At 72.0% G+C, this 25,159-nt stretch carries 26 protein-coding genes; 5 read left to right on the top strand and 21 right to left on the bottom strand.

Annotated features, from left to right (window positions below):
• Positions 1-7: 7 nt before the first annotated feature.
• Positions 8-1,084 carry a hypothetical protein gene (locus tag BJ982_RS02630; protein ID WP_239123585.1) on the bottom strand — a complete coding sequence of 359 codons (1,077 nt, stop codon included), beginning with the start codon at positions 1,082-1,084 and terminating at the stop codon, positions 8-10.
• A 122-nt stretch (positions 1,085-1,206) separates the two neighbouring features.
• Between BJ982_RS02630 and BJ982_RS02635 the strand changes: the two genes are divergently transcribed.
• Positions 1,207-1,515: a PLDc N-terminal domain-containing protein gene (locus BJ982_RS02635; RefSeq protein ID WP_203959407.1), complete on the top strand. Its 309-nt coding sequence runs from the start codon at positions 1,207-1,209 to the stop codon at positions 1,513-1,515.
• 114 nt (positions 1,516-1,629) lie between these two features.
• Here the strand turns inward: BJ982_RS02635 and ccsB are convergent, their stop codons facing one another.
• The 13 genes from ccsB to BJ982_RS02700 all read right to left on the bottom strand — a co-directional run bounded on the left by ccsB (position 1,630) and on the right by BJ982_RS02700 (position 15,103).
• The gene (ccsB, locus tag BJ982_RS02640; protein WP_184876207.1) at positions 1,630-2,619 is read right to left on the bottom strand and encodes a c-type cytochrome biogenesis protein CcsB; all 990 of its coding nucleotides are present in this window, start codon (positions 2,617-2,619) and stop codon (positions 1,630-1,632) included.
• Entirely contained in the window at positions 2,609-4,198 is a 1,590-nt protein-coding gene (gene resB, locus BJ982_RS02645) for a cytochrome c biogenesis protein ResB (RefSeq protein WP_184876209.1), read from the bottom strand. The genes ccsB and resB overlap by 11 nt, the downstream gene beginning before the upstream one ends.
• The gene (locus BJ982_RS02650; RefSeq protein ID WP_184876211.1) at positions 4,198-4,929 is read right to left on the bottom strand and encodes a cytochrome c biogenesis CcdA family protein; all 732 of its coding nucleotides are present in this window, start codon (positions 4,927-4,929) and stop codon (positions 4,198-4,200) included. The genes resB and BJ982_RS02650 overlap by 1 nt, the downstream gene beginning before the upstream one ends.
• A gap of 33 nt (positions 4,930-4,962) precedes the next feature.
• A complete protein-coding gene (locus BJ982_RS02655) occupies positions 4,963-5,544 on the bottom strand; it encodes a TlpA family protein disulfide reductase (RefSeq protein ID WP_307784661.1) in 582 nt (193 codons plus the stop codon).
• 97 nt (positions 5,545-5,641) lie between these two features.
• Positions 5,642-6,283 carry a histidine phosphatase family protein gene (locus tag BJ982_RS02660; protein WP_184876213.1) on the bottom strand — a complete coding sequence of 214 codons (642 nt, stop codon included), beginning with the start codon at positions 6,281-6,283 and terminating at the stop codon, positions 5,642-5,644.
• A gap of 13 nt (positions 6,284-6,296) precedes the next feature.
• The gene (locus tag BJ982_RS02665) at positions 6,297-7,226 is read right to left on the bottom strand and encodes a LysR family transcriptional regulator (protein ID WP_184876215.1); all 930 of its coding nucleotides are present in this window, start codon (positions 7,224-7,226) and stop codon (positions 6,297-6,299) included.
• Positions 7,227-7,274: 48 nt separating this feature from the next.
• Complete coding sequence (hemL, locus tag BJ982_RS02670) at positions 7,275-8,588, bottom strand: glutamate-1-semialdehyde 2,1-aminomutase (protein WP_184876217.1); 1,314 nt, start codon at positions 8,586-8,588, stop codon at positions 7,275-7,277.
• Positions 8,589-8,632: 44 nt separating this feature from the next.
• Positions 8,633-9,286 (bottom strand): bifunctional DNA primase/polymerase, encoded by a 654-nt coding sequence (locus BJ982_RS02675; RefSeq protein WP_184876219.1) that lies wholly within the window; start codon positions 9,284-9,286, stop codon positions 8,633-8,635.
• A 92-nt stretch (positions 9,287-9,378) separates the two neighbouring features.
• Entirely contained in the window at positions 9,379-10,368 is a 990-nt protein-coding gene (gene hemB, locus BJ982_RS02680; RefSeq protein WP_184876221.1) for a porphobilinogen synthase, read from the bottom strand.
• A 76-nt stretch (positions 10,369-10,444) separates the two neighbouring features.
• The gene (locus BJ982_RS02685; RefSeq protein ID WP_184888366.1) at positions 10,445-11,977 is read right to left on the bottom strand and encodes a bifunctional uroporphyrinogen-III C-methyltransferase/uroporphyrinogen-III synthase; all 1,533 of its coding nucleotides are present in this window, start codon (positions 11,975-11,977) and stop codon (positions 10,445-10,447) included.
• Positions 11,978-12,138: 161 nt separating this feature from the next.
• Complete coding sequence (gene hemC / locus BJ982_RS02690; RefSeq protein ID WP_239123580.1) at positions 12,139-13,074, bottom strand: hydroxymethylbilane synthase; 936 nt, start codon at positions 13,072-13,074, stop codon at positions 12,139-12,141.
• Positions 13,071-14,411, bottom strand: coding sequence for a glutamyl-tRNA reductase (locus BJ982_RS02695; protein ID WP_184876223.1), 1,341 nt, complete (start codon positions 14,409-14,411; stop codon positions 13,071-13,073). The genes hemC and BJ982_RS02695 overlap by 4 nt, the downstream gene beginning before the upstream one ends.
• Positions 14,408-15,103 (bottom strand): redox-sensing transcriptional repressor Rex, encoded by a 696-nt coding sequence (locus BJ982_RS02700; protein ID WP_184876225.1) that lies wholly within the window; start codon positions 15,101-15,103, stop codon positions 14,408-14,410. The genes BJ982_RS02695 and BJ982_RS02700 overlap by 4 nt, the downstream gene beginning before the upstream one ends.
• A 231-nt stretch (positions 15,104-15,334) precedes the next feature.
• Between BJ982_RS02700 and BJ982_RS02705 the strand changes: the two genes are divergently transcribed.
• The gene (locus BJ982_RS02705; RefSeq protein WP_184876227.1) at positions 15,335-15,583 is read left to right on the top strand and encodes a glutaredoxin family protein; all 249 of its coding nucleotides are present in this window, start codon (positions 15,335-15,337) and stop codon (positions 15,581-15,583) included.
• Between the two features lie 57 nt (positions 15,584-15,640).
• Here the strand turns inward: BJ982_RS02705 and BJ982_RS02710 are convergent, their stop codons facing one another.
• Complete coding sequence (locus tag BJ982_RS02710; RefSeq protein WP_184876228.1) at positions 15,641-17,275, bottom strand: putative quinol monooxygenase; 1,635 nt, start codon at positions 17,273-17,275, stop codon at positions 15,641-15,643.
• Between the two features lie 172 nt (positions 17,276-17,447).
• Here BJ982_RS02710 and BJ982_RS02715 point away from each other — a divergent pair, with 172 nt between their 5' ends.
• The 3 genes from BJ982_RS02715 to BJ982_RS02725 all read left to right on the top strand — a co-directional run bounded on the left by BJ982_RS02715 (position 17,448) and on the right by BJ982_RS02725 (position 19,857).
• Positions 17,448-18,101, top strand: coding sequence for a sigma-70 family RNA polymerase sigma factor (locus tag BJ982_RS02715; RefSeq protein WP_184876230.1), 654 nt, complete (start codon positions 17,448-17,450; stop codon positions 18,099-18,101).
• Between the two features lie 162 nt (positions 18,102-18,263).
• The gene (locus BJ982_RS02720) at positions 18,264-18,908 is read left to right on the top strand and encodes a DUF5667 domain-containing protein (RefSeq protein WP_184876232.1); all 645 of its coding nucleotides are present in this window, start codon (positions 18,264-18,266) and stop codon (positions 18,906-18,908) included.
• 82 nt (positions 18,909-18,990) lie between these two features.
• Positions 18,991-19,857, top strand: coding sequence for an HAD family hydrolase (locus BJ982_RS02725; RefSeq protein ID WP_184876234.1), 867 nt, complete (start codon positions 18,991-18,993; stop codon positions 19,855-19,857).
• A 31-nt stretch (positions 19,858-19,888) separates the two neighbouring features.
• Here BJ982_RS02725 and BJ982_RS02730 read toward each other — a convergent pair whose 3' ends face one another.
• The 6 genes from BJ982_RS02730 to BJ982_RS02755 form a co-directional block, all read right to left on the bottom strand.
• Positions 19,889-20,785 carry a lysophospholipid acyltransferase family protein gene (locus BJ982_RS02730; RefSeq protein ID WP_184876236.1) on the bottom strand — a complete coding sequence of 299 codons (897 nt, stop codon included), beginning with the start codon at positions 20,783-20,785 and terminating at the stop codon, positions 19,889-19,891.
• Positions 20,786-20,838: 53 nt separating this feature from the next.
• Positions 20,839-21,879 carry an NAD-dependent epimerase/dehydratase family protein gene (locus BJ982_RS02735; RefSeq protein ID WP_184876238.1) on the bottom strand — a complete coding sequence of 347 codons (1,041 nt, stop codon included), beginning with the start codon at positions 21,877-21,879 and terminating at the stop codon, positions 20,839-20,841.
• Positions 21,880-21,977: 98 nt separating this feature from the next.
• The gene (locus BJ982_RS02740; protein ID WP_018654693.1) at positions 21,978-22,076 is read right to left on the bottom strand and encodes a 30S ribosomal protein bS22; all 99 of its coding nucleotides are present in this window, start codon (positions 22,074-22,076) and stop codon (positions 21,978-21,980) included.
• A gap of 361 nt (positions 22,077-22,437) precedes the next feature.
• Positions 22,438-22,641: a helix-turn-helix domain-containing protein gene (locus tag BJ982_RS02745; RefSeq protein WP_114029719.1), complete on the bottom strand. Its 204-nt coding sequence runs from the start codon at positions 22,639-22,641 to the stop codon at positions 22,438-22,440.
• 321 nt (positions 22,642-22,962) lie between these two features.
• On the bottom strand, positions 22,963-23,775 hold the full coding sequence (locus BJ982_RS02750) for a phosphatase (RefSeq protein ID WP_184876240.1): 813 nt from the start codon (positions 23,773-23,775) through the stop codon (positions 22,963-22,965).
• An 88-nt stretch (positions 23,776-23,863) separates the two neighbouring features.
• Positions 23,864-25,027, bottom strand: a complete 1,164-nt coding sequence (locus BJ982_RS02755; protein WP_184876242.1) for an acetoin utilization protein AcuC — start codon at positions 25,025-25,027, stop codon at positions 23,864-23,866.
• Positions 25,028-25,159: the final 132 nt, after the last annotated feature.

A 25,159-nucleotide genomic window follows, 5' to 3' on the forward strand; every position in this document is an offset into this window, starting at 1 on the left:
GGTTCACCTAGATTCCGTAGCGCCGGTTGAAGAAGAGCATGACATTGAGCGCGGCACGGGTGTCGCCGTTCAGCATGTCCACCAGGGCCGGGCGCTGCCGCGAGGCGATGGCGGCGAAGGCGTCGGCGAAGAACTCCTTGCGGCCGAGGCCGCCGGGCTGGCGGTGGAACGTCGAGGCGAACAGCGGCGCGCACTCCTCGTAGAGGGCCGTGAACTCCGGGGAGTCCGAAACCCATTCGCCCGGCGCCGCGTCGATGTCGTCGAGCGCGTGCCCGGTCTCGTGCATCATCACGTCGGGCGTCGGGGACGGCCGGTCGCCCACCACGATCTTGCGGTCGCCGTAGGCGCCGGCGCAGACGTCCCACGTCGCCTTGCCGGAGGGCAGCGGCGCGCCCCGCAGATAGCCCATGTCGTCCAGATCGGGCACGCCTCCGGCTCCGACATAGATGCCGTCGAGTCCGACCGCCAGGAGCGCTTTGAGACGCTCCGGCAGCCGGGACAGGCTGTCGACGGCGCGGACGGCGTCCGGCGAGGGCGGCCCGTCGGCCGCGTCCCACTGGCGGTACAGGATCTGCTCCAGCGGCCCGCAGTGCTTCAGGCCGTCGCGGAGGTCGGGGGTGTCGGGCGAGTTCGGCTGGGCCAGGGGCGGCTCGTCGTCCAGCTCGAAGTCCCGCCAGATGTACTGGGGCCGGTCCACGACCGGCGCGGTGACCGCCTGGGCGGAGTCCACGCGGGGCTGCTCGCCCTCCCAGAAGGAGTCGGCGCGGCGTCCGGCCCTGCGCCCGCCGTCGCGCGGCTCGGCCCGGTGGTCGCCGCGGCCCTCGCGCCCCTGGCGGCGGGAGTCCGCCCGGCCCTCCCGCGTGAGGTCGGCGAAGCCGGCGTCGGGACGGCGGGAGTCGGCGGGTTCCTGCGGGACCTCGCGCGAGGTCTCTCCCCGGAAGGCGTACGGCCCGCGCTGCCGCCAGCGCGACGCCCTGCGGTGCCGGCCCCTGTCGCCGGAGAACCCGGTCACGGCGACGGCCTGGGGGCCCGAGCGGGCGCGAAGATCTGCACGCAACCTCTCCCGTTCCGCGAGCGTGGTCACGGTCCACCGTACGACGTGGCCGCGCGGGAAGCCATGTGAAATGTCCTACGGAGATGGCTCCGGGGACCCCTGACGTCCCGCCCGGAGACACGATCTACCGCAGAATGGCTTACGCTGCGGACATGCCTAGCGTGCTTCTTGGCCTGGCGCTGTTGGCCTTCTGGCTCTACTGCCTGTTCGATGTGATAACCACCCCTGAGGAGGACGTCAGGAACCTGCCGAAGATGCTGTGGGTTCTCATCGTCGTGCTCCTGGTCGCGGTCGGCGGCGTGTTCTGGCTGCTCCTCGGCCGCCCGTTGAGTGAGCAGACCGTCCAGCGGCGGCGCATGGGCCGCCCGAGCGGCAACCGCCCCCCGGTGGTCCGCGGCCCCGACGACGACCCCGATTTCCTCCGCGACCTCGACCGGCGCCTCCGCCGCGAGGACGACTGACCCCGCGAGGGGCGCCTCAAGGGCGCCCCCGGCCGCCGAGCGCAGCGCGGCGAATCAGCAACATCCGCCCCGCCGTGCCGGTCGGCGACCGGCACGGGAGGACGACGGGGGCCGCTACGGAACCTGCGCGTAGGAGTGCAGGCCCGACAGGAAGATGTTCACACCCACCAGGTTGAAGATGAGGCAGCCGAAGGCGATGAGCTGGACGATCGTCGCGGCCCTGCCCCGCCACCCGGCGGTCGCCTTCGCGTGCAGGTAGGCCGCGTAGGCGATCCACGTGATGAAGGACCAGACCTCCTTGGGGTCCCAGCCCCAGTAGCGTCCCCACGCCTTGTCGGCCCACAGGGCGCCCGCGATGACGGCGAACGTCCAGATGGGGAAGGCGATCACGATGGCCTGGTGGGCGACCCTCTCCAGGACCTCCCGCGCGGGCAGCCGCGACGGGCCGTCCTTGCGCGCCAGGAACAGGATGCCGGCGACCCCGGCGACGATGAACAGACCCGCCGCGATGATCGCCGCCGACACATGGATGGCGATCCAGTAAGAGTTCAGTGCCGGAACGACAGGGCCGGCCTGTACGTGGAGGTAACGTACGGCGAACCCGAGCACCAGGGCCGCGGCCAGGCAGACGAACGCGCCGAGGAAGCGGACCGGCTGGCGGGCCTGCATCACCAGGAACGCGCCGACCGCGGCGATGCAGATCGCCACCACGAACTCGTACATGTTGGCCCACGGCCAGCGGCCCACCGCGAGGCCCCTGGTGATGAGGGCGGCCACGTTGCCGGCCAGGCCCAGCCAGCTCAGGGCGACCGCGACCGCGCCGGTGCGCGCCACCCATGGGGCAGGGCCGGGCGGCGTGGCGGCGGGGGCGTCCGCGGCGTCGTCGCCACGGTCGGCATGGTCGGCAGGGCCGGCGTCCTCGGCGGCCGGCGCGCCCGCGCCCACCGTGACCAGCTTGCGGGCCGGCGTGGCCGTCGCGGCCCTGATCCGGCCGAAGCCGAGGTCCAGCGCGTAGCCGATCATGGCGAGCACGTAGAGCAGGACGGTCGCCAGGATCAGCTGGTCGCTGAGCGCGGCGAGTCCGGAGTCGATCTCAGTGGGCATTGTTCGCTCCTTCACGCGAGGCGGCCTCGCCGGCCTCGGTCCCTCGAAGGGTCGTGACGATCGTGGAGAACTCGTCGGCGAAGGCGGCGCCGCCCTCGGTGCGGGTCAGGCCGCCGACCTCGACCGTCGCCTGCTCGCCCTCGGCGGCCTCGGCAACCCGGACGAACACCCGGCGGCGCCGCACGGTCAGCGAGAGCACGAGGCCGAGCACGGCCAGGGTGGCGGCCAGCAGCGCGGGGACGCGGCCGGGGTCGTAGGCGATCTGCAGGCTGATCCACTCCCGCACGCCGGTGAGCTGGACCGAGCCGGCCCCTCCGGGCAGCGGCAGCGTGTCGCCGACCGCGAGCGGCTTGGTCTTCAGCCCCATGACCAGGGGCTTGAGGTTCGTGGTGTCGAGCTGGTACACCGACTGCGGCTGCCCGTCCTTCAGCCCGAGGTCGCCGGAGAAGGCGAACACCTGGGCGGTGGGGTTGGCCGCGCCGGGGAACACCGACACCCACGAGCCGTCCGCGGCGGGCACCGTGGTCGGCAGGAACCGCACCAGGAACCCGAGCTGGGACGGCTCGGCGTCCGGCACCTTGATCACGCACTCGGAGGTGTAGGTCACCTGGTCGGCGGTCAGGCACGGCACCGGGCCCTCGAACGCCACCTGGCCCTTGCCGTCGAGCACCTTGAACGTCGGGGCGTAGCCGTGGCCGAGCAGGTAGGTCTGCGTGCCGTTCACGTCGAGCGGCTCGTTGACCTCCAGGTCGTAGGGCCGCTCGGCCGCGCCGGGACGGTCGGCGACCTTGAGCCGCGCCGAGAAGGTGAGCGGCTGCCCGCGCCGCTCCCCCGCCGCGACGTAGGTGGCCTGGAAGTCGTCCAGGGTGAAGGAGAACGGCTCCAGCGACTGGGCCGACACCCTCTGCCCGGGGATGTAGCGGTCGTAGGCGGCGACGGTGTTGGCGAAGCCGTTGCCCTCGACCAGCAGCACGTTGCCGCGATAGCCGTACAGGGCGCCGACGCCGACCGCGACCAGCAGGCCGAGCAGGGCGACGTGGAAGAGCAGGTTGCCGGTCTCGCGCAGGTACCCCTTCTCCGCGGACACCCAGCCGGGCCCGGTGACGGTGCGGAACCGCCTTCTCCGCAGCTCCGCCGCGACCCCTTCGACCGTGACGCCGGAAGCGGTGAAGGAGGCGTGCTGCGGCAGCCGGGACAGGTTGCGCGGGGCCGCGGGGGGCTTGCGCCGCAGCTCCCGCAGATGCGCCGTGGTCCTCGGGATGATGCACCCCGCGAGCGAGACGAACAGCAGCAGGTAGCTGGCAGCGAACCACGGCGCGGTGAACACGTCGAACAGCCACAGCCGGTCGAGCCATGCGGCCAGGCCGGGGCTGTCCTTGAAGTACTGGGCGACCTTGTCGGGGCTGATCGAGCGCTGCGGGTAGATCGAGCCGGGGATCGAGGCGAGCGCGAACAGGAACAGCAGGATCAGCGCGGTGCGCATCGAGGTGAGCAGGCGCCAGCCCCAGCGCAGCCATCCCAGGGGGCCGAGACCCACGGGGCGCACCGGGTCGGCCCGGACCTCTTCTGTCAGCGACATCAGATCACCGGCTCGAATCCGCCGACCCAGCCCTGCATGTTCGCGATCATCTGCCCCCACAGGCCGGTCACCAGCAGGACGCCCACCAGGACCAGCATGGCCCCGCCGACGCGGGTGATGAGCGGGGAGTGGCGGCGCACCGCGGAGAACGTCCTGATCGCCTTGCGGTAGGCCAGCGCGGCCAGCACGAACGGCACGCCGAGCCCGAGCGCGTAGGCGAAGGCCAGCGCGGCGCCGCGCACCGCGCTCGCCTGGTCCAGCGAGAGCGCGAGGACGGCGGACAGCGTGGGGCCGATGCAGGGAGTCCAGCCCAGGCCGAACACGATGCCGAGCAGGGGCGCGCCCGCGATCCCCGCCGCGGGCAGGCGGTGGATTCGCACGTCGCGCTGCAGGCCCGGGATCAGGCCCAGGAAGGCCAGGCCGAGCACGATCGTCAGCGCGCCCAGCACCCGGGTGATCACCTCGGCGTTGCCGTGCAGCGCCGAGCCGAGACCGCCGAACAGCGCGCCGCCGAGCACGAACACCAGCGAGAAGCCCAGCACGAACAGGGCGCTGCCGGCGATCATGCGGCCGCGCCGCGGGTCGCCGCTCATGCCGGTGACGTACGACAGGTAGCCGGGCACCAGGGGCAGGACGCACGGGGACAGGAACGACACCAGCCCGGCCGCAACCGCGACGGGCAGGGCCACCAGCAGCGAACCGGCCGCGATGGTGGTCGTGAGGTCGCTCACCGCGCGGCCCTCCGGCCGGCGTGGCGACGGACGCTACTTCTCATCGCTGACCTTGGTCACCACGTTCAGCAGGTCGGAGTGCCGCACCTCGCCGAGCGCGCGCGCCGCGACCCTGCCCTGCCGGTCGAGCACCAGCGTGGAGGGGATGGCGGCCGGGTTGACCATGCCGTGGAAGGCCAGCGCGACCTTGCCCGGCTGGTCGTACAGGCTGGGGTACCCCGGCTGCTGGGTGCGCTGGAAGGCGAGGGCCTGCGCCTTGTCGTCCTTGAAGTCGACGCCGAGGAAGGTGACGCCGCGGTCCTTGGTCTTGGCGGCGATGTCCTTGAGCACCGGGGCCTCGCTGCGGCAGGGGGCGCACCAGGACGCCCAGAAGTTGAGGACGAGGACCTTGCCCTTGTGGTCGGCGAGGGCGGCGGGCGCGCCTTCCAGGGTCTGGCCCTGGACCTCGGGGGCCGCCTGGCGCTGCCCGGCCGGGACGACCAGCATGCTTCCGTCGCCGGCGACGAACCGCGTGTCGCCCGACTGCGGCTGTGCGCCCTGCTGGGTTCCCGCGCAGCCCGCGAGAGCCGCCATGGCCAGCACGGCGGCGAGAAGGGCACGTGGCTTCGCGGACACCGAGAAGGGTCTCCTTGTACTACGACCGGTAGAGCTTCAAACCCTACCCAGCAGGAGGCACGCCCCCCAATTCGGGGCGGCGCCTGCACCGGGACGGCTATCGCCTGTTACCTGGTTTGAGCAGTTTAGGCGGTTTGATGAGCGCACCTGCCGGCTCGCTGTAGCCGATGCTCGCCAGCCGGTCACCGTCGAAAGTGAAGCTGGTCAGGCTGGCCAGCGAGCACTGGCGGCGCCGCGGATCGTGCCACAGCCTGCGGCGCTCGGCGGCCAGGCGGATGATCCAGATCGGGAGCTGGTGGCTGACCAGCACGACTTCGTGGCCGCGGGACTCTGCCCTGGCGGCGTTGACGATCGACCGCATGCGCTCGACGACCTGGAGGTACGGCTCGCCCCACGAAGGCCGGGCGGGGTTCCACAGATGACGGTAGTTGCCCGGCGCGCGGAACATGCCGCCGAGGGGCGCGCCCTCGAAGATGTTGTCGGCCTCGATCAGGCGCTCGTCGGTGCGGATCGGCAGCCGGAACGTCTGCGCGACCGGCGTGGCGGTCTCCTGGGCGCGCTCCAGCGGGGAGCTGTACACCGCGACGACGTCGCGGCCCGCGAGCGCCTTGGCCACCATCTCGGCCATGGAGCGGCCGTTGTCGGACAAGTGGTACCCGGGCAGCCTGCCGTACAGGAGGCCGTGCGGATTGTGCACCTCTCCGTGGCGGAGCAGGTGAACAACGGTGCTTTCAGTCATGACGGACACCAGCCTACTGGCCCGACCGCTCGACGGCCGTCAGGCCGGGCGGCGGTGTCATCTGGCGCAGCACCTCGACGGCGGCGCGGATGGCCGGGCGGCGCGCCGCGTCGGTGCGCCAGATCGCGAAGATGCGCCGCAGGGGCCTCGGCCGCAGCGGCACGGCCCTGACCTCGCGCGGCAGCTCCCCCCGGCCGAGGCGCGGGATGAGCGCCAGGCCGTGCCCGGCCGCGACCAGCGCGATCTGCGTCGGGTACTCGTCGGCGATGCAGGAGAAGTCCGGCTCCAGGGCGGCCGTCCTCAGCGTCAGCACGAGCCAGTCGTGGCAGACCATGCCCGGGGACGAGCCGATCCACCGCTCGCCGGTCAGCTCGGCCAGGTCGACCTCGTCGCGGACCGCCAACGGGTGCCCGGCGGGGAGGACGACGTCGGCCGGGTCCTCGAAGAGGGCCGCGCGGGACAGGCCCTCGGGCAGCGCCATCGGGCGGTTCAGCCAGTCCTGGACGATGGCCAGGTCCAGCTCGCCGCGGGCCACCTCGCGGATCTGACGCTCGGGTTCGCGCTCGTACAGCATCAGGTCCAGCTCGGGATGGCGCCGCTTGAGCTCGCCGAGCGCGACCGGCATGACGCCGCGGGCCGCGGTCGGGAACGCGGCGATCAGCAGGCGGCCGACGACGGTGCCGCGCAGCGCCTCGAAGTCGGCCTCCGCGGTCTCCACCAGGGCGAGGATGCGCTCGGCGTGCTCGGCGAGCAGACCGGCGGCGTCGGTGAGCTTGACGCCGCGCCCGCTGCGCTCAAGCAGCGTGGAGCCGGTCTCGCGCTCCAGCTTGGCGAGCTGCTGCGAGATCGCCGACGGCGTGACCATGAGCGCCTCGGCGGCGGCGCCCACCGAGCCGTACACGGAGACCGCGTGCAGGGCCTTGAGGCGGTGGAGATCCAACATACAGAAATGCTAAACGATGGCCGCCGCGCTGTCGCGTATCGCTGAAAACTACTGGTCGCCGAACTTCCCGGACGCCGCGGCGGCGGCCTTCGCGGCGGCCGGCAGCGCCTCGGCCACCCGGGCCACGGCCTCCTCGTCGTGGGCGGCCGACAGGAACCACGCCTCGTAGGCCGACGGCGGCAGGTAGACCCCCTGGTCGAGCATGGAGTGGAAGAAGGCCCGGTAGGCCCCGGCGTCCTGGGCGCGGGCGCCGTCGAAGTCGGTGACCGGACCGGCGGTGAAGAAGATCGAGAACAGGTTGCCCGCGCGCTGGAGGCGGTGCGGCACCCCGGCGGCGGCCAGCGCGTCGGAGGCGGCGCGCCCGATGATCAGCGCCGCGGCGTCCACGCGGTCGTAGACCTCGGCGTCGCAGGCCCGCAGCGTGGCCAGGCCCGCGGCGGTGGCCAGCGGGTTCCCCGACAGCGTGCCCGCCTGGTACACGGGGCCCTCGGGCGCGAGCCTGTCCATGACGTCGGCACGGCCGCCGAACGCCGCCGCGGGAAGCCCGCCGCCCATCACCTTGCCGAACGTCATCAGATCGGCCTCGACCGGGTCCAGGCCGTACCAGCCCGACGCGGAGACCCGGAAGCCGGTCAGCACCTCGTCCAGGATCAGCAGCGCGCCCGAGGCCGTGCACAGCTCGCGCAGCAGCGCGTTGAAGCCGGGCGCGGGCGGCACCACCCCCATGTTGGCCGGGCACGCCTCGGTGATCACGCACGCGATCTCGCCGCCGTAGGACGCGAACGCCTCGCGGACCACGTCCGGCGCGTTGTACGGCAGGACGATCGTGTCGGCGGCAGACGCGCCGGTCACGCCTGGCGTGTCGGGCAGGCCGAAGGTGACCACCCCCGAGCCGGCCGAGGCGAGCAGCGAGTCCACGTGCCCGTGGTAGCACCCGGCGAACTTCACCACGCGGGAACGGCCGGTGAAGCCGCGCGCGAGCCGCACCGCCGACATGGTGGCCTCGGTGCCGGAACTGACCAGCCGGACCTTCTCCACCGGGCCGACCCGCGCCACCAGCTCCTCGGCCAGCGCGACCTCGCCGGGGGTCGCCGTGCCGAAGGACGTGCCACGGGCCAGCGCCTCCGCCAGCGCCTCCACCACGGCCGGGTGACGGTGCCCGAGGATCATCGGACCCCAGGAGCACACCAGGTCGACGTACCGGTTGCCGTCGGCGTCCACGACGTACGGGCCCTCACCGGACTCCATGAACCTGGGAGTGCCGCCGACGGCGCCGAAGGCGCGCACCGGGGAGTTCACCCCGCCGGGCACCACCGCGCGGGCACGCTCGAACAGGGCCTCTGAGATCTTCGTACGGCTCACCCGTCCAGGCTAGTGGAGTGCCCAGGGGCCCTGCCGGTGCGGGCTCACTCGCAGGCGTCGGCCAGGTGGTCCAGGACGTGGAGGGGGTCGGGGAGGGGGAGGCCGTCGGGGGGGCGGAGCCAGCGGGCGTGGCTGCCGTCGGGCAGCGACGACGGCGGGGCCAGGACGTAGCTGTCACGGCAGTGCCAGCGCAGGCCGGGGGTCTCGTCGATGGTCTCGGGGCCGCAGTCCAGGTGGCAGGACCACCACTCGTCCTCGTCCTCGGGGGCGCCGCGGGTGGCCACGTAAAAAAGGACCCGGTCGCCTGTCGTGGCGACCGGGCCCGTCGCGAAGCCGGATTCCTCCATCGCGACCAGTGCGGTGTGGCCCGCCGTGGCGGGCACGTCGAACACGTCGAATACCCTGCCCGTGGGAAGGATGACGTTGGCCTCGGGGTTCTGCTCCCACCATCGGGTGAGCAGGGCGGTGTCCGTGGTCGCCATCATCTGCCAGGCCGGCGACAACGGATGCGCCCCGGGGTCGGGACAGCCGACGCGGTCGCACGAACAGGCCCGCCGCCCCTCGCGCATCGGATGCGCCCCGAGGACGCTCGCCCAGCCCAGCTCCGCGTACTCCAGCACCGAGGTGATCGTCTGCGCTCTGCCATGGGCCCGGCCTCGCTTTTTGGCCCGGCGAGCCGCCAGCGGCACCCCCACCATCGTGTTCCTCCCCCACCTCGCCTTTCCCCGATGATGCCCGATGGCGGCCGGGTGAGGTGAGCCGACCCCCGGAAACCACGGAAAATGACCCGTCAGGGTAGTCTTTTGGCCACTTCCGTAGCCCAATAGGTGAGGATCATGTCGGCGCCGGCGCGCTTGATCGCGACGAGCGACTCCATGATCACGCGGTCGCGGTCGATCCAGCCGTTGGCCGCCGCGGCCTCCACCATCGCGTACTCGCCGCTCACCTGGTAGGCCGCCACCGGCACGTCCACGGCGTCGCGCACCTGGCGCAGGATGTCCAGGTAGGCCAGCGCGGGCTTGACCATCACCGCGTCGGCGCCCTCGTCCAGGTCCAGGCGCACCTCGCGCAACGCCTCGCCCACCGGGCCCGCCGGGTCCTGCTGGTAGGAGCTCCTGTCGCCGAACCGGGGAGCGCACTCGGCGGCGTCCCGGAACGGGCCGTAGAACGCCGAGGCGTACTTGGCCGAGTACGCCAGGATCGGGACGTGCGGGAAGCCGGCCCCGTCCAGGGCGGCGCGGATCGCGCCCACCTGGCCGTCCATCATGCCGCTCGGCGCGATCACCTGCGAGCCCGCGGTCGCCTGGGCGAGCGCGACGGAGGCGTAGCGCTCCAGCGTCGCGTCGTTGTCGACCTCGCCCTCGGGGGTGAGCACGCCGCAGTGGCCGTGGTCGGTGTACTCGTCCAGGCACGTGTCACTCATGATCACGATGGCGTCGCCCAGGTCGGCGCGCAGCTCGGCCAGCGCCTGCTGCAGGATGCCGTCCGGGTCGTCCCCCGCCGAGCCGCGGGCGTCCTTCACCGCGGGCACGCCGAACAGGATCAGCCCGCCCACGCCCGCCTCGGCCGCCTCGTTGGCGGCCTTGCGCAGCGAGTCGACGGTGTGCTGCACCACCCCGGGCATGGACGCGACCGGTTGCGGCTCGCTCACGCCCTCCTTCACGAACATCGGGAGCACCAGTTCGGCCGGGTGCAGCCGGGTGCCCGCCACCATGCGCCGTATCGGCACGGTCGCGCGCAGCCTGCGAGGCCGCGCGACCGGAAAGCCCGCGTCGCTCATCGTCTCTCCCCTCCCTGACCTCGTGCCGGGCCGCCGCACGGGCGGGAACGTCACGATGGGGATGTCGGCTTGATGTTCACTTGGCCCGGCGGCGGGCTCCCCTGCGCGTCTGCGAGGGCCGCCGGGGGACGTCACCGGCGGCCAGCGCCGCCTGACGCTGCTTGGCGCCGTACTCCGCGAGGGCGGCGGCCAACGCCGTCGCCGAAGGGTTGTCGGCCATGATGTCCACCCGCAGGCCGAACTCCTCGGCGGTCTTGGCGGTCTGCGGACCGATCACCGCGATGACCGTCACGTTGTGCGGCTTGCCCGCGATGCCCACCAGGTTCCTGACGGTGCTGGAGGAGGTGAACAGCACGGCGTCGAAGCCGCCGCTCTTGATCGCCACACGGATCGCCTCGGGCGGGGGGGCGGCGCGGACGGTGCGGTAGGCCGTGACGTCGTCGCACTCCCAGCCGAGCTCGGTCAGCCCGGCGATGAGGGTCTCGGTGGCGATGTCGGCGCGGGGCAGCAGCACCCGGTTGATCGGGTCGAGCATCGAGTCGTACGGCGGCCACTCGGCCAGCAGGCCCTCCGAGGAGTGCTCGCCCACGGGCACCAGGTCCGGCTTGACCCCGAAGGCGATCAGCGCGCGCGCCGTGGCCTCGCCGACGGCCGCGACCTTCAGCCCGGCGAACGCCCGCGCGTCCAGGCCGTACTCCTCGAACTTCTCCCTGATCGCCTTGACGGCGTTGGCGGAGGTGAACGCGACCCACTCGTAGCGGCCGGTGACCAGGCCCTTGATGGCGCGGTCCATCTGCTGCGGGGTGCGCGGCGGCTCCACCGAGATCGTCGGGACCTCCTCGGGCACCGCGCCGTACGACCTGAGCTGCTCCGACAGCCCGGCCGACTGCTCCTTGGTGCGGGGCACCAGCACGCGCCAGCCGAACAGCGGCTTGTTCTCGAACCAGGACAGGCGGTCGCGCCCGGTCACGGCGTCGCCGACGACGATCACCGCGGGCTCGGAGATGTCGGCGTGCTTGAGGTCGGCGGCGAGCCTGCCGAGCGAGGACACCACGGTGTACTGCTCGGTGGTGGTGCCGCTCTGGGTCACGGCCACCGGCGTGGTGTCCGGCCTGCCCGCCGCGACGAGGGCCCTGCCGATCGGCACGGCCTCCGCGGCGCCGTTGTAGATCACCAGCGTGCCCTCGCAGGCGGCGTGGGGCGCCCAGTCGTCCACGCGGGTGGCGTCGACGATGCGGAACTCCGGCACGGACGCGGCCGGGGCGATGCCCGCGTAGGTGAGCACGCCGGTCGCGGGTGTCACGCCGGGCACGATCTCGAAGTCGACGTCGGCCTTGGCGCAGGCCGCGACCTCCTCGGCCACGGAGGAGAAGAAGCCGGGATCGCCCGCGCACAGGCGCACGACCCGGCGCCCGGCCTTGGCGTGCTGGACCGCCTTCAGCGACACCGCGCCGGTCTCGGCGGCCACGTCGACGACCTCGGCCTCCGGGGGGCAGTGGCGCAGCATCGCGCCGAACGCCGACCGGTCGAGGACGACGACGTCGGCGCGGGCCAGAAGGTCGGCCCCGCGCAGCGTGAGCAGGTTCTCGTCACCCGGCCCCGCTCCCACGAAGGCGACGAACCCGGACTGGCGTACCTCCTGAGTCTCCTGGCCCTCATGGGCCTCGTGCGCCTCCCGGGCGGCCTCCTCCGCCGCGCCGGCCTTCACGGCGGCGTCAGCGGCGTCTGCCCTGCCCGTATCGACGGTCTTACTGGTCTGGCTTCCGGAGCTCAATGGGTCCGCTCCCCCATCAACGTGCCGGCCCCCTCGGCGATCATGGCGGCCGCGAGGTCACGGCCGAGCTCCATGGCCGCCGAGGGATCCCCGGCGGTGGACTTGCGCACCGACCGCGTGCCATCGAAGGCCACAACGGCGGCGGTCAGGTTGAGAATGTGCCCCTCATCGGAGGCGTACGCACCTACGGGCGCGCTGCACCCGGCCTCGAGAGCGGCGAGCACGGCGCGCTCGGCGATGACCGCCGCACGCGTGCGCGCGTCATCGAGGACGGCGAGCAACTCGGCCAAGGCGTGGTCGTCGGCGCGGCACTCCACGGCCAGGGCACCCTGACCGGGGGCCGGCAGCACGTCGGCCACGTCGAACAGCTCGGAGATCTCGGCGGCGCGGCCCAGACGGCCGAGCCCGGCGGCGGCCAGCACGACCGCGGCCAGCTCGCCGGAGGTCACCTTGCCGATACGGGTGTCGGCGTTGCCGCGGATCGGGACGTAGTCGAGGTCCGGACGCAGCACGCGGAGCTGGGCGACCCTGCGCGGCGAGCCGGTGCCCACCTTGTCGCCGGGGCGCAGGTCGGCGAGCTTGGCCGCGCCGACCAGGGCGTCGCGCGGGTCGTCGCGCGGAGGGGTCGCGGCCAGGAGGATTCGGGGGTCGGAGGCGGTCGGCAGGTCCTTCAGGGAGTGGACCGCGAAGTCGATCTCGCCCTCGATGAGCTTGTCGCGCAGGGCGCTGACGAACACGCCGGTGCCGCCGAGCTGGGCGAGGTGCGCCTTGGTGACGTCGCCGAAGGTCGTGACGCCGACGAGCTCGACCGGGCGGCCGGTGAGCGCGGTCAGGCGGTCGGCGACGCGCTGCGACTGGGTGGTGGCCATCAGGCTGCGGCGCGTGCCGAGCCGGAGCACGCGCGGGCCCGCCTTCACCATGCTCTCGGTCATGCGTCCCCCTCGCGACCGGTCGCGTCGGTCTCCACTTCGGCGACCTCGGCTCTCGTCACCGCCTCCGGCACCTTCGGGTTCAGGTCGAACAGCTCACGCAGCGCCTCGGCATAATGATCGCCCGCCGGGGACGCCGCCAACCGCTTGACACGCACGGTCGGCTCGTGGAGCAGCTTGTCCACCACCCTGCGGACGGTCTGGGAGATCTCTCCCCGCAACCGCCCGTCGATCTCGGGCACCCGGGTCACCAGGCGTCCGATCTCGGTCTCGACGACCTCGGCGGCCTTGGCGCGCAGAGCGATCACCGTCGGCGTCACCTTGGCCGCGCGCTCGGCCCGGAGATACTCGCACACTTCCGTGGCCACGATCGAGCGGACCGCGGCGACCTCCTCGGAGGCGCCGCCGTCGCGCCTCTCGCCGCCGAGCCCGGCCTCCTGCATCGACTCAAGGTCGACGAGGGTGACGCCGGGCAGAGTGCGGACGCCCGGGTCGACGTCGTGCGGCAGCGCCAGGTCGAGCAGGAAAAGCGGCTTGTCCCGCACGGCCGACGCCACCATCTCGGTGCCGATGACAACGCTACCTGCTCCTGTGCAGGAGATGACCACATCGGCCGAGGCCAGCTCCCTTTCGACGTCCTTCAGCTCGACGGCGCGGCCCCCGACGCTCTGGGCGAGGCGCGCGGCGCGTTCGAAGGTGCGGTTGGCGACCACGATGTCGGTCACGCCGGCCCTGGCGAGCGTGACGGCGGACAGGGCGCTCATCGATCCGGCGCCCACGACCAGCGCGCGCCTGCCCTGGACGGGGCCGATGACCTTTCCTGCCAGGGTGAGGCCGAGCTCGACGAGGGAGGCGCCGGCGCGGTCGATGGCGGTCTCGGTGTGGGCGCGCTTGCCGACGCGCAGCGCGTGCTGGGCGAGCTCGTTGAGCGTCGAGCCCGCGGTGCCCTGTTCCTGGGCGAGCCGCAGCGACTGGCGTACCTGGCCGAGGATCTGGCCCTCGCCCACCGCCATCGAGTCGAGCCCGCACACGACGGTGAACAGGTGCTCGACCACGCGGTCCTCGTAGTGGACGTACAGGTGGCGTGTGAGCTGTTCCTGGGGGATGCCCGAATGCACGCTGAGCATCTGGGTGACCGCGGTGACGCCGCCGTGGAAGCGGTCCACCTCGGTGTAGACCTCGACCCTGTTACAGGTGGAGACGATCATCACCTCGGCCACGTGCGCGTCGCTTCGCACGTCGTGCAGCAGCTTGACCAGAGCGTCACCGGTGGCCGCCATGCGCTCCAGCAAGGCGACGGGCGCGGTTCTGTGGCTGAGGCCCACAGCCAGAAGACTCATGCGTCCATCGCCTCCGCCAGGTTCTCGGCCATGATCGGGCTCCCTGATTCACGATCCGCTTTGCGCTGCTCATGGAACGCAAGGATCTGCAATTCGGTCGATAGGTCTACTTTGCGGACATCGACTCCGTCAGGCACATTGAGCACAACGGGGGCGAAGTTCAAGATACTCGTGATCCCCGAGGTGATGACCCGGTCGGCGACCGCCTGGGCCGCCGCGGCGGGCGTCGCGATCACCACGATGGACACGTCGCGGGCCGCGATCACCTCTTCGAGCCTGTCGATGTGCTCGACGGCCATGCCGACCAGGTGTTCCCCCACCACGGAGGCGTCGGCGTCGAACAGGGCGGCCACACGGAAGCCCCGCGACACGAACCCGCCGTAGTTGGCGAGCGCGCGGCCGAGGTTGCCGACGCCGACGATCGCCACGGCCCAGTCCTGCGTGAGGCCGAGTTCGCGGGAGATCTGGTAGATGAGGTACTGGACGTCGTACCCGACGCCGCGGGTGCCGTAGGACCCGAGATGGGAGAGGTCCTTGCGGAGCTTGGCGGAGTTGACGCCGGCCGCGACGGCGAGATCCTCGGAGCTGACGGTCGCGGTGCCCCTCTCCGCGAGCCCGTTGAGGGCGCGCAGGTACAAGGGCAGCCTCGCGACGGTCGCATCGGGGATGCCACGTTCACGCGCTTGAGACATGCGGCGGGTCACTTCGGCCGGAACTCCAGGGGACGGGCGGCCGGTGCGCCCCGGCCGCGCTCGCGGTTGCGACGGATGTCGAGAAGGGCGCAGGCCTCCAGGTTAGTCCCTTTGTGAAGACATGCACAAAGTGCGAGCGCGCTCTCTCGGGTCCTTACTGTCCCAGGTAGGGGTGCCGGTCCGGGATCCGGCCCGTCGGCCACGCCCCCGCGGCACCGTTAGGCTGGGCACATGCCGCCGCGAGATCACATGATCACTCTGCTGGGCAAACCAGGATGCCACCTGTGCGACGACGCCAGGGCCGTCATCCGGCGCGTGGCCGCCGAGCTGGGCGTCTCTTGGGAGGAACGGGACATCACCGTCTCTCCGGAGGACCAGGCGGCGTACTGGGACATGATCCCCGTCACATTCATCGACGGCGTCCAGCACGACTTCTGGCGGGTGGACGAGGCGCGCCTGCGCGCCGCGCTCACGGCCTGACCGCCGTCCGGCCCTCTCCGTTCCGGCCAGGCCCCGCGGGACGGGCCCGTTGCGAGGTCAGACCCGGAAGGCCGACGGCAGCGGGACCACCTTGGCGGCGTTGACGTTGAGCTCTATCACGTTCGCCGCCAGCACGTGCGCCACCCTCTCGCGGGCGAAGCGCTCCATGTGCGCCTGCCGCTGGTGCTCGGTGAAGGCCACCTCGTCGCGGTAGATCTCGTACACGATGCGCTGCAGCGGCGCCGACTTCACCGAGTGGCAGATGAAGATCAGCGTGTCGGGCTCGCTGCGGCGCACCGCCTCCACCGTCTCCTCCGCCAGGCGGTCGAACGCCTCCCCCGCCCCGTCCATGAGCGTGAAGACGGTGAGAAGGCCGTAGATGCCGGAGGACGGCTTGACCGACCCCGCCGCGGGCGAGGCCGCCGGACGCCCGGCCGGGGGCGAATCGGGGTGGCCGAACATCCCGCCGCCCTCGCCGCCGGGGAACACCACACCGGTGCCGGGCATCGCGTAGTCGGGCGGGCCCGCCGCCCGCCGCCCGCCGTTCTGGCCGGGCAACCCGCCCTCGTGGAACGCGCCCGGCCCGCCCTGTTCACCGTGCTGCCCGTGCTGCCCGTGCTGGCCCTGCCGGCCCTGCTCCTGCTGGCCATGCTGGTGTTGGCCAGGTTGGCCAGGTTGGCCGGCAGGACCGTGCTGACCATGGCGCCCGACCGGGCCCTGCCGTCCCTGGTCCTGGTCGATGATCTCGCCGGTCCTCGGGCCGCCGCCGAACCCTCCCGGCTGCATGCGCGCCGCGTAGTCCACCTCGGCGGGATCGCCCGCCCGGTACTCCGCCACCAGATCGCCGAGCCCCGAGCGGCGGGGCGGCGGCATCGCGGGCGCCGGAGGCGGCAGCGGGGCCTCCCGCGTCGCCTCGGGCCGCTCGGGGGCCTGAAGAGGCCGGGAAGGCTCGGGGCCCCGGCGCCGGGCGGGGGCGGGGTCCTCCTCCCAGTCGTCGGAGTCGTCGCGCTCCTCGTCGTAGGGCGCGAGCGGCCGGGCGACGGCGTACCAGACGGCCCCCACCATCAGCGTGATCACCAGCGCCGCGAACACCCCCGGGATCGCGAACCGCACCGCGCCGACGATGGCCAGCCCGGTGGGCGTGAGCACCACACCGGCGTGCATGTTGTCGGCGTCGCTGTCGCCGCCCGCGCGCCACCGCAGGACCGCCACGATGAGGCAGCCGATGAGGATCAGGTACGTCAGGGCGTGGGCCGCGGTCAGCAGCGCCGTCGGGATGATCGTCCAGTGCGCGTCCCCGAGGGGGAGGACCTTCTTGGCGAGCGCCTCGGGCGCGCTGAGGGGGTCGACGGCCAGGATGACCACCGTGACCAGCGTGAAGGCGATGCCCAGCAGCCAGGCGGCGAACCGCCCCGCCACCCCGCGCGCGAGGAGCTGGACCATGCCGATGGAGAGCCAGAACGGCGCGAGGAAGGCGCCGGTGATCTGGTAGACGCGGAAGGTCACGGGGCCGAACCCGATGAGGTGCCCGACCGCGACGGCGCTGAGCGCCAGGCAGAGGGCCGCGGTGGTGACGGTCCAGGCGATCAGCCAGCCCGCGCGCTCGTCACGGAGACGCCTGGCCAGGATGCCTGTGGTGATGGCGGCGAACAACGCGCCGGCGAACGCGGTGACGGCAACGAGGGCTTCCATGATGGCTCAACTCTGCCGGACATTACCTCCAAACCGGTAGCCGGTGCCTGGAGTGCGACATGACTCCAGTTACGCGTGGTACCTGTTGAGGCAAAGTAGATTGTGCAAATTCCCGATGATTTCTAGAGTGTTCGAGCACGCGCCCTTCCCTTTTCCTCCCCAGGGATACCGGATGTCGAACTCATGGTCGGTCGCCGGGCTTTCCCCAGCAGGAGCGGCCGACACGGTGAACTCCACGCGCGCCGCCGACGAGCAGCGAGAGCGTTCCTCCCCGGACTTCGACGAGCTCCGGAGAGTGGTGCTCCGTGCCAAGACCGGTGACGCGGACGCCTTCGCGGCCCTGTACGACAGGTACGTCGATCTGGTGTACCGCTACGTCTACTTCCGGGTCGGCTGCCACGCGCTCGCGGAGGATCTCACCAGTGAAACGTTCCTCCGCGCGCTGGGCCGCATCGCGCACTTCACCTGGCAGGGCAGGGACGTCGGCGCGTGGCTGGTGACGATCGCCAGGAACCTCGTGACCGACCACTACAAGTCCGGCAGGTACCGCATGGAGGTGGCCACCGCCGAGGTGCTGGACACCCCCTTGGACGGCGCGCACATCCCGGAGAACGCCGTGGTGAACACGATGATCACCGAACGCGTGCTGCGGGCCGTGCGCGAGCTCAACCCCGAGCAGCAGGAATGCGTGGTGCTGCGCTTCCTGCACGGCATGTCCCTGGCCGAGACCGCGCTGATCATGGGTAAGAAGGCCGGCGCGATCAAAGCCTTGCAGTTCCGCGCGATCCGCGCCCTGGCCAGGGCGCTGCCGGACGACCTCGGCTGATCGCGCGCGGCGGCCGCCGGGAGGCCGTCACGGACCTGGGACGGGCCGTAACTTATCGGCTCCCCACGTCGTTGGGCATGTAGCACCTATGGATCATCGTAGTGCGTGCGGCAGGGAGCTTTCATGGGCAAGTGGGGGCCTACGCGGTGGCTTATCCGGCGCATGCCCGCCGTCGCGCGGCGCGAGCCCCGGCCCGATCTCGTCCGCAGGCTGAACGAGATCGGCGCCGACGCCGGACACGGCCCCGGCGCCGGCTTCCGGGAACGCCTGCGGGACGAGCTGCTGGCCGCCCGCCACGCCGAGCCCGTCCCCGAACCCGATCCGCCCGCCCCGCGCCGGTCCAGGCGCACGCGGCTGCGGCCCGCCGTCCTCGCCGTCGCCATGGCCATGGTCCTGATCTTCACGGGCATGCAGACCTACGCGTCGGTGCCGGGCGACCGCCTGTACGCGATCAAGCGGGCGGCCGAGGCGACGCTGCTCACCTTGACCACCGACGACACCGAGCGCGCCCGGCGCGAGCTGAACGTCGCCCACTCCCGGGCCACCGAGGCCGCCGCCCTGCTCGGCTACCCCGGCTCGGGGCGGGAGAAGCTGATCGGCAGGACGCTGGACGAGATGACGACGACCACGCGCTCGGCGCTCACCGCGCTCGGCCACGTCAAGCGCCACGGCAAGCCCACCCCGGCGCTGAAGAAGTTCACCGAGCAGCAGCGCGACGTGGTGGCGCCGATGATCCCGCAACTCGGCGGGGACGACCGCATGAAGGCCAGCGCCTACCTGGACATGATCGACGATCTCACGCCCTGACCTGGGCGTCGCCGGACGGTCACGCCACGCTAACGCCGCGTACACCCATTTCGCCCCCTCCACACGGTTAAGCTGATGTGCTATGAGGCGGTTACTACGACGGCGTACCGAGGCGGAGATCGCCGGCGAGGTCGCGGCCGCGGCCGCCGTGGCGGCCCCCATCGCCGAGCCCGATTCGACCGCCGCGGCGTTCTTCGACGTCGACAACACGATGATGCGCGGCGCGTCGATCTACCACTTCGCGCGCGGGCTCGCCTCGCGCGGGCTGTTCACCACCACCGACCTGCTGAGGTTCGCCATCGGCCAGGCGCTGTTCCGCGTGCGCGGCAACGAGAACCCCGAGCACATCGCCCGCGCCAAGGAGACGGCGCTCGCGTTCGTGGTGGGCCTCAAGGTGGACGAGGTCGTCCGTCTCGGCGAGGAGATCTACGACGAGGTCATGGCCGACCGCATCTGGAACGGCACCCGCGCGCTCGCCCAGGGCCACCTGGACGCGGGCCAGCGGGTGTGGCTGGTGACCGCCACGCCGGTCGAGTTGTCCCGGGTCATCGCCCAGCGCCTCGGCCTCACGGGGGCCCTCGGCACCGTCGCCGAGACCGAGCACGGCGTCTACACCGGGCGACTGGTGGGCGACCTGCTGCACGGGCCCGCCAAGGCCGAGGCCGTCAAGGCCCTGGCCCGGCGCGAGGGCCTCGACCTGTCGCGCTGCACGGCCTACAGCGACTCGGCCAACGACCTGCCCCTGTTGCGGCTCGTCGGAAACCCGTGCGCGATCAACCCCGACGGTGAGCTGCTCGAACACGCCAGGCGCAACGACTGGACGGTGCGCGACTTCCGCACCGGGCGCAAGGCCACCATGATCGGCCTGCCCATCGCGGCGGGCGCGGGCGCGCTGGCGGGCGGCGTGGCGGCGGCGATCGCGCTCAGGAAGCACTACCGCTCCCTGTGAGACCCGCCTCGGAGCCACGCGGGGCCCGCGGTCAGAAGAACGGCGGGAAGGCGTGGCCGCGCTGGAGGCGCAGGCGGTTCAGCTGCTGCTGGACCAGCTCTCTGACCTGGTCGGTGAGGTTGAAGACGAGCATGGGGTCGTCTGCCTCTTCGGGGTCGTACTGGTCGGTGCGGACGGGCTCACCGAACTCGATCATCCATTTGGACGGCAGCGGCACCAGGCCGAGCGGCCCCAGCCAGGGGAACAGGGGCGTGATGGGGATGTACGGGAGGCCGAAGAGGCGGGCCAGCGAGCGCAGGTCGCCGATCTTGGGGTAGATCTCCTCCGCGCCGACGATCGCGCACGGGATGATCGGCACCCCCGCGCGGATGGCCGAGGCCACGAAGCCGCCCCGGCCGAAACGCTGGAGTTTGTACCGCTCGGCGAACGGCTTGCCGACGCCCTTGAAGCCCTCGGGGAACACCCCGACCAACTCGCCCTTGCGCATCAGCCGGTCGGCGTCCTCGGGGCAGGCGAGGGTGTGGCCCGACTTGCGGGACAGGTGGCCGAGGACGGGGAGCTGGTAGACCAGGTCGGCGCCGAGCAGGCGCAGGGGCCGGTGTTTGGGGTGCTCGTCGTGCAGGGCGACCTGGAGCATCAGCGCGTCGACCGGGATCGTGCCCGAGTGGTTGGCGACGACCAAGGCGCCGGTCTCGTCGGGGACGTTGGCCAGGCCGAGGGTCTGGACGCGGAACCAGTGGCGGTACAGGGGGCGGATGAGTTCGAGGAGCACCTTGTCGTTCAGCTCGGGGTCGAAACCGAACTCGTCGACCTCGTACTCCCCCGCGAGGCGCCGCCGCAGGAAGGCCAGGAACTCGGCCAGACGGTCCTCGACGGGCGTGGCGCGGCTCTCGTCCTCCTCGCGCCGCGCCGAGGTGATCGGGATCACCCTCGCGGTCGCGCCGTCGTCTTCGCGAAAGTCACCGAATGAGTGTGTCTGCTTCACTTTTCCCTGCCCCCGCCGAGCACTGTTCCCAGCCAGTCGATCACAGGGAGTGGCGTACCGCCAAACAGGCCACGCGAGAGGAGGAAATCATCGAACGCGGCCGCGGTGGTGAACGTGGGACGCCGGCCGAGCTCGGCGGCGACGCGCCCGGCGTCCACGGCCCGGCCGTAGAGCATGAGCGAGATCTGCTCGGGTGAGAAGTCGACGCGGCCGAGACGGCGCAGGGCGTCGCCGAGGCCGCGGAACACGGGGGACGGCACCGGCATCGTCGGCCGGCCGCCGCGGCGCACGCACTGGGACAGGAGCATGACGCCGTCGCCCGCGACGTTGAACGTGCCGGGATGGTCCTCGACGGCCATGCGGCGCAGGATCTCGACCGCGTCGTCCTCGTGGACGAACTGCAGGCGCGGGTCGAATCCGAAGACGGTGGGGACGACGGGCTGGGCGAAGTAGCGGGTGAGCGGGGAGTCCACCCCTGGGCCCATGAAGTTCGCGAAGCGCAGCAGCGACACGGTGATGTCGGGACGCCGCCGCGCGAAGCCACGCACGTACGCCTCGACCTCGCAGGCGTCCTTGGCGTAGCCGTGCGCGGGGGCCTCGGCCGGCTCGGCGTCCTCGGTGAAGACGGCCGGGTCGCGCGGCGAGGAGCCGTACACCGCGGTCGTCGAACGGACGACCACGCGGCGCACGGTGGCGGAGCGCTGGCAGGCACCGAGCAGTTGCATGGTGCCGATGACGTTGTGCTCCTTCATCGAGGACCGCCCGGTGGTCCTCGATGGAGCGCTGACGAGGCTCATGTGCACGACCGAGCCGACGTCCGCCGCGGCGATCACGCGCGCGATGTCCGGGCTGCGCAGATCAACCCGGACGAACTCGGTGCGGCCCAGCGCGACGCCGCCGCCGCCCCGCGCGAGCGATGGCGGCGGCACGGTGTCCACACCGATGACCCGGTCGATGGCCGGGTCGGCCGCGAGGGCGCTCGCGACGCGCGCGCCGATGTACCGGGAGACCCCTGTGACGAGCACGGTGTGGGTCATCGGCGCCTCGCAGGAAGACGTGTCGTGGGTACCGCTCTGCTCGGAATGGTCGCCGGGCGTGTCACGCCCGGCCCGCCGCTCCGCGTCGCCGGTCCGCGCTACTTCTTGTTACGCCGCTGGATGCGGGTCTTCTTGAGAAGCTTGCGGTGCTTCTTCTTCGCCATGCGCTTACGACGCTTCTTGATCACAGAGCCCACGGGACCCCCAGGTGAAGGTAGGTTTGTCAAATCAGCGAGTGCCCTCCGGCGAGTGGCGCGCCGTCCGGGGCCGCGCGGGCGAGCCGTTCTCACGGCACACCTCGGCCCGGTTCCGGCGCATCGCCAAGGAGCACACCGAACCAACAGCCTACCGGCGATCCGCGGTCGCTCGCTCCTCGGGGGGAACGACGCTCCCTGGGGGGATCCCGCGTACCACGCCAGGGGACGCCCACGACCGGCCACGACGCGGGCGGTGAGCCGCCCGCCCCGGCCCGGCGGGGTGGTCCGCACCCTGGCGAACCGCCGCGCTCGTTATCGAACGGTTGCCGGCCGCCAACCGCCGTAGTCGCTACTGATCACTTCAACCCGCCTCGATGAACGCATCCCTGAGGTAGTCGTGCACCGCCTGCTCGGGCACTCTGAAGGACCGCCCGACCCGGATGGCCGGCAGCTCACCCGAGTGCACGAGCCGGTAAACCGTCATCTTGGATACCCGCATGACGGTGGCAACCTCTGCCACCGTCAGGAACTTCACCTCACTGAGAGGTCTTTCGCCTGCAGCCATCGGACGCCTCTTCCGCACGTGTTTCCGGGTTATCCCCACTGGTGCCATTGCTCACGCACGTGTACTGCTGTCAGCGTAGAACGCGCCTCCGATCGCGCAAACCCCCTATTCCACCAGTCGGAGGAGGCGCCTGCCACCAGAATGGATAAAGTGGCTGGCCAGCAGCCAGGCCAAGCCCTCTTGCCGATCTTGTGAGTGGTCTGACCACGTCCCATTAGAGCCGCCGAGGATCAGAAAAAAGTTGGCAAACGGTCGATGCCGAGGCCACAAGGCACGTACCTAACGCGCCTTAGAGCGCGGCCGGATCACGCCGCAGGCGTCTCAGAGACCACTCTCGACCCTCGCGACCAGATACTCGGTCATCGGACCGTAGTACCGGGGCAGGACGTTGTCGTCCAAGGGCACGGTCACGGCGATCTTGCCCTCCGCCTCGCCGACGAACAGGCCGGGGTCGTTGCTGTCGGCGAACCCGACGGTCTCGACGCCCGCCTCCCCGGCCGCGCCGGCCCACCCGTGGTCGGCGATCACCAGGTCGGGGCGCTCGGCGCCGGACGCGTCCAGTTCGGCCAGCTCGGCCAGCATCGCCTGCATCGGGGCGGGGTCGTGGGTGTGGACGAGGGCGCCGCCATCGTCCAGCATCGCCACGTCGTCCAGGTAGCGGATGCGGCGCTTGCGGCCGAGGCCGCCGGTGAACGACCGCGTCTCGGCGGGCGTGAGCAGGCGGGCGCCGTGCCGCCTGGCCAGCCGCGCGAGGGCCAGGTGCGTGGTGAGCAGGCCCGTGGGGTGGCCCGTCGCCACCACGATCTTGGGGTTCTCGCGCCTCAGGGCGGCGGCGATGCGGTCGCCCATGGCCTCCAGCGCGTCGATGGTGCGGTCGGGGTCGATGGTGTCCTGGCCGGTGTGGAAGTCCGGGTCGGCCACGACGCCCGCGGACTTGGCCATCAGGGCCAGGATGTCGCGGAAGGTCCAGTCGCCGTCCATGGTGAGACCGAACATGTAGTGGGGGTCGCGTACGGCGAGGGAGCGGTAGTGGTCAAGGTTGTTCTCCCGGCTGGTCGCCACGTCGCCGGCGATCCTCGTCCGGACCAGGTGGTCTCTCAGCTCTTCCCGCGAAGGAGGGGTCGCGGTCTCCATCGTTCACTCCGTCCACTCGGCAGGTCGTGCGGCCCTCGCGCGACCGTCACACGTCACGCACGGGCGGCCGCCACGCCATGCGGCCCCCTCAGGGCTCGGGATCCAGCCCGTGCGAGGGGAAGATCGCCTTCCGCGTCGCCATGATCGCCCGGTCTATGGAGTCCCCGGGGTCGTAACCCCGCGACAGATCGTGAAATTCCGGATCACGGCCATCGGTCATGCTCAGCGGAGGCAACTCGCCCGTACGTTCGGTGGCGAACGCGCGCCAGCTCGGCGGCGTCTCGGTGGCGGGCTCGATCGGGTCGCCCGCGGCCTCGGCGATCAGGTGGGTCCACGCGCGCGGCACCACCTGCACCAGCTCGTAGCCGCCGCCCCCCGTGGCCAGCCACCGGCCGCCCGCCGTCTCGTGGGCCAGCGCATGCAGCTCGGCGTACGCCCGGCGCTGGCCGTCCAGGCTCAGCATCAGATGCGCCAGAGGGTCCAGGGCGTGGCTGTCGCACCCGTGCTGGGTGACCAGGACGTCCGGCGCGAACTCGCGCAGCAGCGGCGGCACCACCGCGTGGAAGGCCCGCAGCCACCCCGCGTCGCCGCACCCGGCCGGCAGCGCCACGTTGACCGCCGTGCCCTCGGCGCCGGTCTCGCTCGGGAAGCCGGTGCCGGGGAACAACGTCCGCGGGCTCTCGTGAAGGCTGATGGTCAGCACCCTCGGGTCGTCGTAGAACATCGCCTGCACGCCGTCGCCGTGGTGGACGTCGACGTCCACGTACGCGATGCGCCGCGCGCCCTGTTCCAGCATCCAGGCGATGCCGACGGCCGGGTCGTTGTAGACGCAGAAGCCGCTGGCCGTGCCGGGCATGGCGTGGTGCAGGCCGCCGGCCACGTTGAGCGCGTGCTCGGCCTCGCCCGTCCACACCGCGCGGGCGGCGGCCAGCGTGGCCCCCGCCACCAGCGCCGACGCCTCGTGAACGCCGGCGAAGGCGGGGTTGTCCGGGGTGCCGAGCCCGTGGAAGACGTCGGGCGCCCCGGAGGCGGACACGCGCCTGACCGCCGCGATGTAGTCGCGCGCGTGGACCAGGGCCAGCTCGTCGTCGGTCGCCGGGACGCAGCCCGTCACCGTGACCTTGTCCAGCACCCCGAGTTCGCGGGCGAGCGCCATGGTCAGCTCGACCCGGACGGGCGCGAGCGGGTGGCCGGGGCCGAAGTCGTAGGAGATCAGCCGGTCGTCCCACACCACCTGAACGGATCGGCTCACGCGGTCACCTCGCCCGCCTACGGATGGGGCGCGGGGTCACCGGCTCGCCGCACACGCTCATGAGAACGACCGTACCGCAAGGCGTGTCACCGGCCCGCGACGGCCAGGGGGGAACGGGCACGTTAGGGGATG

The sequence above is a fragment of the Sphaerisporangium siamense genome (assembly GCF_014205275.1).
GTDB classification, from domain to species: domain Bacteria; phylum Actinomycetota; class Actinomycetes; order Streptosporangiales; family Streptosporangiaceae; genus Sphaerisporangium; species Sphaerisporangium siamense.